This window comes from Halovivax sp. (assembly GCA_007119345.1).
In the GTDB taxonomy this organism is placed as follows: Archaea; Halobacteriota; Halobacteria; order Halobacteriales; family Natrialbaceae; genus Halovivax.
Genome location: SKPV01000047.1, coordinates 20,182 through 28,078, shown reverse-complemented (window position 1 = coordinate 28,078; position 7,897 = coordinate 20,182). Strand labels below are relative to the sequence as shown.

The 7,897-nt window shown below is 65.1% G+C and carries 5 protein-coding genes; 2 read left to right on the top strand and 3 right to left on the bottom strand.

The window, feature by feature from the left end; all coding sequences use genetic code 11:
* On the bottom strand, nucleotides 1-1,203 hold a 1,203-nt coding region (locus tag QZT59_RS03670), incomplete at its 3' end, for a DNA topoisomerase VI subunit B (RefSeq protein ID WP_290811470.1).
* A gap of 190 nt (nucleotides 1,204-1,393) precedes the next feature.
* Between QZT59_RS03670 and gyrB the strand changes: the two genes are divergently transcribed.
* Together gyrB and gyrA are read left to right on the top strand one after the other, a co-directional pair.
* On the top strand, nucleotides 1,394-3,325 hold the full coding sequence (gene gyrB / locus QZT59_RS03665; protein WP_290811467.1) for a DNA topoisomerase (ATP-hydrolyzing) subunit B: 1,932 nt from the start codon (nucleotides 1,394-1,396) through the stop codon (nucleotides 3,323-3,325).
* Between the two features lie 40 nt (nucleotides 3,326-3,365).
* Complete coding sequence (gene gyrA, locus QZT59_RS03660) at nucleotides 3,366-6,107, top strand: DNA gyrase subunit A (protein WP_290811464.1); 2,742 nt, start codon at nucleotides 3,366-3,368, stop codon at nucleotides 6,105-6,107.
* A gap of 82 nt (nucleotides 6,108-6,189) precedes the next feature.
* On the opposite strand, the gene QZT59_RS03655 is transcribed toward gyrA, so the two are convergent.
* Together QZT59_RS03655 and QZT59_RS03650 are read right to left on the bottom strand one after the other, a co-directional pair.
* On the bottom strand, nucleotides 6,190-6,723 hold the full coding sequence (locus QZT59_RS03655; protein ID WP_290811461.1) for an Rrf2 family transcriptional regulator: 534 nt from the start codon (nucleotides 6,721-6,723) through the stop codon (nucleotides 6,190-6,192).
* A gap of 135 nt (nucleotides 6,724-6,858) precedes the next feature.
* Nucleotides 6,859-7,785 carry a ZIP family metal transporter gene (locus QZT59_RS03650; RefSeq protein ID WP_290811458.1) on the bottom strand — a complete coding sequence of 309 codons (927 nt, stop codon included), beginning with the start codon at nucleotides 7,783-7,785 and terminating at the stop codon, nucleotides 6,859-6,861.
* Nucleotides 7,786-7,897: the final 112 nt, after the last annotated feature.

The window sequence follows — 7,897 nt, the reverse complement described above, 5'->3', positions numbered from 1 at the left end:
GGAGTCGTCGATCCCCGTCTCCGCCGCCTCCGTTTCGTCGTCCAGTGCGGCGACGTCGACGAGTTCGCTCCAGGCGGCCGCGACGGCGTTCTCGCGAACCGTCGCCCCGAAGGGAGTCTCGTGTTCGGCCTCGACGGCGTCGGCCGACTCGTCGACGATCCGTTCGACCTGGTGGTGAGCGACGCGCTCGCGTTCGCCGATCGCCTCCTCGATCCGCGTCGAGAAGTCGTCGGTCGCCGTGGCACCCTTGTTCGCCGTCGCCTCGGTCACCGCGGCCCCAACGTCGGCGTCTTCGCCCGCGACCGGTGACGACCAGGTCATCTCTCGGCCGTAGTGTCGGTCCCGGAACTCGTCGATCACGGACTCGGCGGTTTTCTTCCCCACGCGAGTAAACTCGTTCTGGAGGAAGCCGGAGACGGAGTGTGAGTCCGTCGCCGACAGCATCTTCAGGACCGTCCCGAGTTCGACCCCGTGGGGGTGCGGACGGATCTCTTCGGTCTCTTCGGGTAGCTGGTCCGTCGCCCGCTCGAACTTGAAGTGTTCCTGGGGCTCTTTGAGTTCGATGCGGGCGTGTGGATTGACGACCGCCGTGTGTTTGATGTAGTCGTGAAGTTGGGCCCGCGCGCGCATGTTCGCCTCCATCTCGAGTTCGATGCGCGTTCCGTGCGGGCGATCCCAGGTGGTCGTCCGATCGACGCTGATCTCGGGCTCGTTATCGTCGGTGTCGATGATCAGCTCGAAGTACTGCGCGTCGGCGGAGCCCTGTGTTCGGCTCGTTATCTTGGCGGGCTTCCCGCTGGTGAGCTGGGAGTAGAGCACCGCGGCCGAGATACCGATCCCCTGCTGGCCGCGGTTCTGCTCGCGGACGTGAAAGCGCGATCCGTACAACAGCTTTCCGAATACTTTCGGGAGCGAATCCTTGGTGATCCCCGGCCCGTTGTCCTCGACTATCAGGCGGTAGTAATTGCCCTCCTCTCGTATCTCGACGTAGATGTCGGGGAGGATGCTCGCCTCTTCGGCGGCGTCAAGGGCGTTGTCGACGGCCTCCTTCACGGCCGTCACCAGGCCCCGAGCCCCGCTGTCGAAGCCGAGCATGTGCTTGTTCTTCTCGAAGAACTCGGCGATCGAGATCGCACGCTGGCTCTCGGCCAGCTCCTCTGCGATCCCGGCCTCTTCGCCGAGTGACGACTGGAACGACGTCATTACGGAGTCCGTTACGTGGGGGCCCATAAAACGTCACCGGCAGCGCGGTGAAAGTGATCTCTCGCGAACGGGAAGGCGGCGTCCGACGGGACACCCGACGCCGATCCGTGGGGGAGTTCGGCGACTCGCGCGCGAGCGCGCACACGTGACTTTTATTAGGGGTCAACTGCTATCCGAAGGCAGGTTTTGCATGTCACAGGAAGGTGAGTACGGTGCCGGCCAGATCCAGGTCCTCGAGGGGCTGGAGGCCGTGCGCAAGCGGCCGGCGATGTACATCGGTTCCGTCGACTCCCGCGGGCTCCACCACCTCGTCTACGAAGTGGTGGACAACTCGATCGACGAGGCGCTCGCGGGCTACTGCGAGGACATCACCGTCACGATCCACGGGGACGAGTCGGTGAGCGTCGTCGACGACGGGCGCGGCATTCCCGTCGATACCCACGAAGAGTACGATCGACCGGCGCTCGAGGTGATCCTGACGGTGCTGCACGCGGGGGGCAAGTTCGATAGCAAGTCCTACCAGGTCTCGGGTGGCTTGCACGGCGTGGGCGTCTCCGTCGTCAACGCCCTCTCCGAGCGCCTCGAGGTGGAGGTAAAGCGGGACGGCGGGGTGTTCCGCCACGCCTTCGATCGCGGCGAGCCGGACGGCGACATGGAGCGCGTACGGGACATGGAGTCGGAGGAGGAAACCGGCACCCGCATTCGCTTCTGGCCGGACGACGAAATCTTCGAGACGCTCGAGTACGCGTTCGCCACGCTCTCGAGTCGTCTCCGCGAACTCGCGTTTCTCAACTCGGGCGTGCGGATCACCCTCCGCGACGAGCGTCAGGAGGACGACGATGGCCGACCGATCGCGGAAACCTACGAGTACGAGGGCGGAATCCGCGAGTTCGTCGAGTACATCAACGAGACGCGCTCCGCGCTACACCGGGACGTCATCTACTTCGAGGACGAGGAGGAAGACGTCCACGTCGAGGTGGCCCTCCAGGCTACGGAGGAGCTCCAGGGCTCGATTCACGCATTCGCCAACAACATCAACACGCGCGAAGGCGGGACGCACCTGACGGGGTTCAAGACCGCGCTGACGCGCGTGGTCAACGACTACGGAAAGGAGAACGATCTCCTCTCGGATCTCGAGGAGAACCTCAAGGGCGAGGACATCCGCGAGGGACTCACCGCGGTGATCTCCGTCAAGCACCCGGACCCCCAGTTCGAGGGCCAGACCAAGACGAAACTCGGCAACAGCGAGGTCCGTGGAATCGTCGAGAGCGCGATGCACGGCGGTCTCGCGACCTACTTCGAGGAGAACCCGAACACCGCACAGGCGATCGTTCTGAAGGCGGTGGAGGCGGCCAAGGCGCGCAAGGCCGCCAAAAAGGCGGAGGAACTGACGCGGCGCAAGTCGGCGCTCGACTCGACGTCGCTGCCGGGAAAGCTGGCGGACTGTCAGACCAAAGACCCCGAGGAAGCCGAGCTGTTCATCGCCGAGGGAGACTCCGCGGGCGGTAGCGCCAAACAGGCGCGGAACCCGGAGTTCCAGGCCGTCCTTCCGATCCGCGGGAAGGTCCTCAACGTCGAGAAACACCGACTCGATCGCATCCTCGAGAACGACGAGATCCGCAACATGATCACCGCGATCGGGACCGGCATCGGCGACGAGTTCGACATCGACGATCTCCGGTACGAGAAGGTCGTCATGGCGACGGACGCCGACGTCGACGGCGCACACATCCGGACGCTGTTGCTCACGTTCTTTTACCGACACATGCGTCCGCTGCTGGAGGGCGGACACGTCTTCGCCACCCAGCCGCCGCTGTACCGGATCCGGTACCGCGGCGACACCTTCGACGCGATGACCGACGCCGAACGCGACGAGATCGTCGCCGAGAAGTGCGACGGCAACCCGTCGCAGGTCCAGCGGTTCAAAGGACTCGGCGAGATGAACCCCCAGCAGCTCTGGGACACGACCATGGACCCCGAAAACCGCATCCTCAAGCAGATCGCGATCGAGGACGCGGCGGCCGCCGACCGGATGTTCTCGGTGCTGATGGGCGACGCGGTCGAGCCGCGAAAGCAGTTCATCAAAGAACACGCGCCGGAAGCCGAGTGGGTCGACATCTGATGGATCGACGCGAGCGAGCAGACAACGAGGTGAGACAGACGTGAGTTCAGAGGTTCCAGATCCGAGCGACGTAGAGGCCCGGACGGTCGAGACCGTCCGCATCGAAGACGAGATGGAGCAGAGCTACATCGACTACGCGATGAGCGTCATCGCCGGGCGCGCGCTTCCCGACGTCCGGGACGGCTTGAAGCCCGTCCACCGACGCATCCTCTACGCGATGCACGAGATGGGCGTCACGAGCGGCTCGTCCCACCGGAAGTCCTCCTCGATCATCGGGGAGACGATGGGTGACTACCATCCCCACGGTGACAGCGCCATCTACGACGCCCTCGTGCGGATGGCCCAGGACTTCTCGATGCGGTACCCGCTGGTCGACGGTCAGGGGAACTTCGGCTCGATGGACGGCGATCCGCCGGCCGCCATGCGGTACACGGAGGCCAGGATGGCCCCCATCGCCCAGGAGTTGCTCACCGACATCGAGAAGGACACCGTCGATTTCCAGTCGAACTACGACGACCGGCTGCAGGAGCCGTCGGTTCTTCCGTCGGCCTTTCCGAACCTGCTGGTGAACGGTTCCTCGGGGATCGCGGTCGGCATGTCGACGAACATCCCGCCGCACAACCTCGGCGAGGTGATCGACGCGACCGTCGAGCTCATCGAGAATCCCGACGCCACCGTCGAGGACCTGATGGAGCACGTGAAAGGGCCGGACTTCCCGACCGGCGCGAACATCGTCGGTCGGGACGCCATCTACTCGGCGTACAAGACCGGCCGCGGGCGAATCCGCGTGCGCGCCGAGTTCGACGTCGAGGAGATGGACAACGGCCGCGACCGGATCGTCGTCACCGAAGTCCCGTTCCAGCAGAACAAGGCGCGGATGGTCGAACGGATCGCCGACGACGTCACCGAAGGTGAGCTCGAGGGCATCTCAGACCTCCGGGACGAGTCGGACCGCGACGGGGTCCGCGTCGTCATCGAGCTCAAACGCGGTGCGAACACGGAAGTCGTGAAGAACCGCCTGCTCGAGAACCACCTCGAGCGAACCTTCGGCGTCATCAACCTCGCGCTGGTCGACGGCCAGCCCCGGGTGCTCACCCTCAAGGAGACCCTCGAGGAGTACGTCGCCCACCGCCGCGAGGTCGTTCGCCGACGCAGCGAGCACGACCTCGCCGAGGCCGAAGATCGCGCACACATCCTCGAGGGCCGTCTGAAGGCCCTCGATATCATCGACGACGTCGTCGACCTTATCCGCAACTCCGAAGACCGCGACGCCGCGAAGACGGGTCTCGAGACGGAGTTCGGTTTCTCCGAGGCGCAGGCCCAACACATCGTCCGGATGCAACTCGGCAGCCTCACCTCCATGGAAGCCGCCGAGATCGAAGCCGAGTACGAGGACGTCCTCGAGGAGATCGAGTACCTGACGTCGGTTCTCGAGAGCGACGAAAAGCTGATGGGCGTCATCAAAGACGAGTTACTCGAAATCAGAGACGAGTACGCGGACGATCGGCGCACCTCGATCGTCGAGGACGAGGGCACGGTCACCCACGAGGACCTCATCCCGGAAGAGGACGTCCTGGTCGTCATGACCGAGGACGATTACGTCAAGCGGATGCCCGTCGACCGGTTCGATCCCCAGGGACGCGGCGGGAAGGGTATCATCGGCGCGGACGTCAAGGAGGACGATCGCGTGACGACGGTCTTCAGGGCCAACACCCACGACTACCTCCTGTGCTTTACCAACCAGGGACAGGTCTACCGGCTGAAGACCTACGAGATCCCGGAGATGAGCCGGACGGCCCGCGGGAAGTCGGCGGTGAATATCCTCGACCTGGATCCGGGCGAGGACATCACCGCGATCGTCGACACCGACGCGTTCGGCGAGGACGAGTACGTCACGATGGTGACGCGCGACGGCTACGTCAAGCGGACGGCCGGGGGCGAGTTCGACAACATCCTCTCGACGGGCATCATCGCCGCCTCGCTCGAAGCGGGTGACGAACTCGTCGACGTCGAGGTCACCGACGGGACGCAGGACCTCGTCGTCGCGACCGAGCAGGGGATGACCATCCGATTCGACGAGTCCGAAGCTCGCGCGATGGGGCGCACCGCCCGCGGCGTCAACGGCATCAAACTCGCGACCGACGACGCGGTCGCCGGCCTGGTCGCGACCGACGGCGCGGACGATCGCGCGCTGCTCACCGTGACCGAGAACGGCTACGGCAAGCGCACCCTGCTCTCCGAGTACCGAACCCAGTCGCGCTACGGGAAGGGGCTGATCGACATCAAGACGAACGATCGCAACGGCCCGGTCACGGCCGTCAAAGCGGTGACGCCCGACGACCACCTCGTGGCGATGAGCGAACGCGGGCAGATCATGCGAACGAGAGCCGGCGAGATCTCGACCGTCGGTCGAAACACGATGGGCGTCACGGTCATGGACGTCGAGTCGGGCGACGCCGTGGCGAGCGTCGACGTGATCCCCGCCGAAATCGGGGAGTCGACTGCGGACGGAGCGACCGTCGATGCGGCCGAGAATGGATCGGTGCAGAGCGAACAACCGATCGAGAACGGATCGGGGCCGTCCGACGCAACGGACGAGGACGGATCGGAGCCGACGGACGAAACGGTCGAGGATGGATCGGAGCCGACGGACGAACCGGTCGAGGACGGATCGGAGCCGACGGACGAACCGGTCGAGGACGGATCGGGCGCGAGCGTAGAATCGACCGGAGACGGATCGAGCGGGGGCGCTGAGAGAGACGGCGACGCCGCCGGGGAGTAATTCCCGCCCCTCGCTCCCTATTCGCGGCGGGGTTCGATCGGTCGGAACGGCGCCGGGCGAAGAGCGAACGTCGCGTGGTCGGTCAGTGTTCGGGTTCTTCGGCGGGGGCCACCATATCCTCGATTCGGAGGATGAGGATGTTGTTCGTGTCGTCTTTCCCGTCGACCGTCCCCTCGACGACGAGTTTCGACAGCGGCGTCGGGCCGACGCGGACGAGATCGTCCTCGCCGACGTCGCCGATCGGGCCCTGGAGGTGGATCTCCGCCCGGCAGAGGTCCGGGTGGTGGACAGACGAGAGGTCGATCTCCTCGACGAGGACGCCCTCGACGACCTCGCCGTCGACGGCGAGCGGGACGGAGGCCGGTTCGTCCAGCTGCTGGACGCCGAGGGCTTCGTAGGCCTGGGCGGTCGGCTTGTAACCGCCTTTCGGGCCCGGAACGCCCTCGACCAATTGGAGAGCCTTCAGGCTCTGCATCTGGTTGCGGATCGTGCCGGGATTGCGGTCGACCTGCTGAGCGATGTCTTCGCCCTTGATCGCGTCCTCGGAGTCGGCGTGGAGATTGGTGAGAGCCCGGAGAATTTTCTTCTGACTCGGGGTGAGTTCGATCGATGACATACAGGAACGTTCGGAATGTATTTCCTTAAAACCGGTGGTCAACGGCCCGACGTGGACGATTCTGCGTTCGCGAGCCTCCTCGCGAAGATTCCTGGGGCCGCGGTCGGGACGACGACCGGTCGGTGGCGTGGCCCGTCAGCCGGGGACGATGTAGCCCTCGACGATCACGTCCTCGAGGAGGAACATGAGGAAGAACCCGGCGACGAACGTCCCGGCGGTGGTTCGGGTCACCAGTTTTTCGGCGTCGATCCGGACGAGGTCGACCATCTCGACGATCGCCTGGAGGATCGCGCCGACGGCGATCGCGAAGAAGATCAGTGCGAGCAACGACGACTCGCCGAGGCTCCCGATCCAACCCCCGACGATGACCGGTCCGCCCGCCAGAAGCGCGATCGCGGCGAAGTGTCTCATCTTCGGCGGCGCGTGATCTCTCGCCATCGCGGCGACGCACGTCAATCCCTCGAGGACGTTGTGGATAACGAATCCGATGACCAGGAGCATCACGAGGGTCGCCTGTTCGTTGATCAGACTCACGCCGATGGCCAGCCCCTCCCCGATGCTGTGGAGTCCGAGCGCGATCGCCACGAGGTAGGCGATCTGCAGGCCGCTCTTCTCGGCGCTCGCCGCCGTGGATGCTCGCCACTTGCTGAGTGCGTACATGAGCCCGAACGTGATCGTCACGGCGGCCACGCCGACTCCGAGGCCGACCGACGCGCTCTCGACCGCTCCCGCGTAGTCGACCATCTCTTCGGCCATCTCGACGGCGATAAACGCCAGCACCCCCGCCCCGAGAGCGATGAACCCGTGCACGAACCGCACGTCCAGGCGCTTGATGTAGGGGAACCAGAGCATCCCGATCGTCACGGGGACGATTCCGGCGGTCGCGCCGGCGATCGTCAGCACCCACAGGATCTCGAGGGTGCTCGCGTCCGCCATCCCGTCGAGATCGCCGAACGGCCACGCGAAGTACAGCAGGACCGCCACCAGTCCGATGATGACGACCGGCCCGATCGCGAGAGCCCACCCGGGCCAGCGATCCAAATACGGCGGTTCGTCGCTCATCGCCGCGATGCACCTCGGCCGGCATCTCGGAATTCGGTCATCACGCCGTGGATTAGATGGTTCTAAACAAAAAGATTGTGTTGCCAATCACGGGCGCACGGATCCGAGTCGC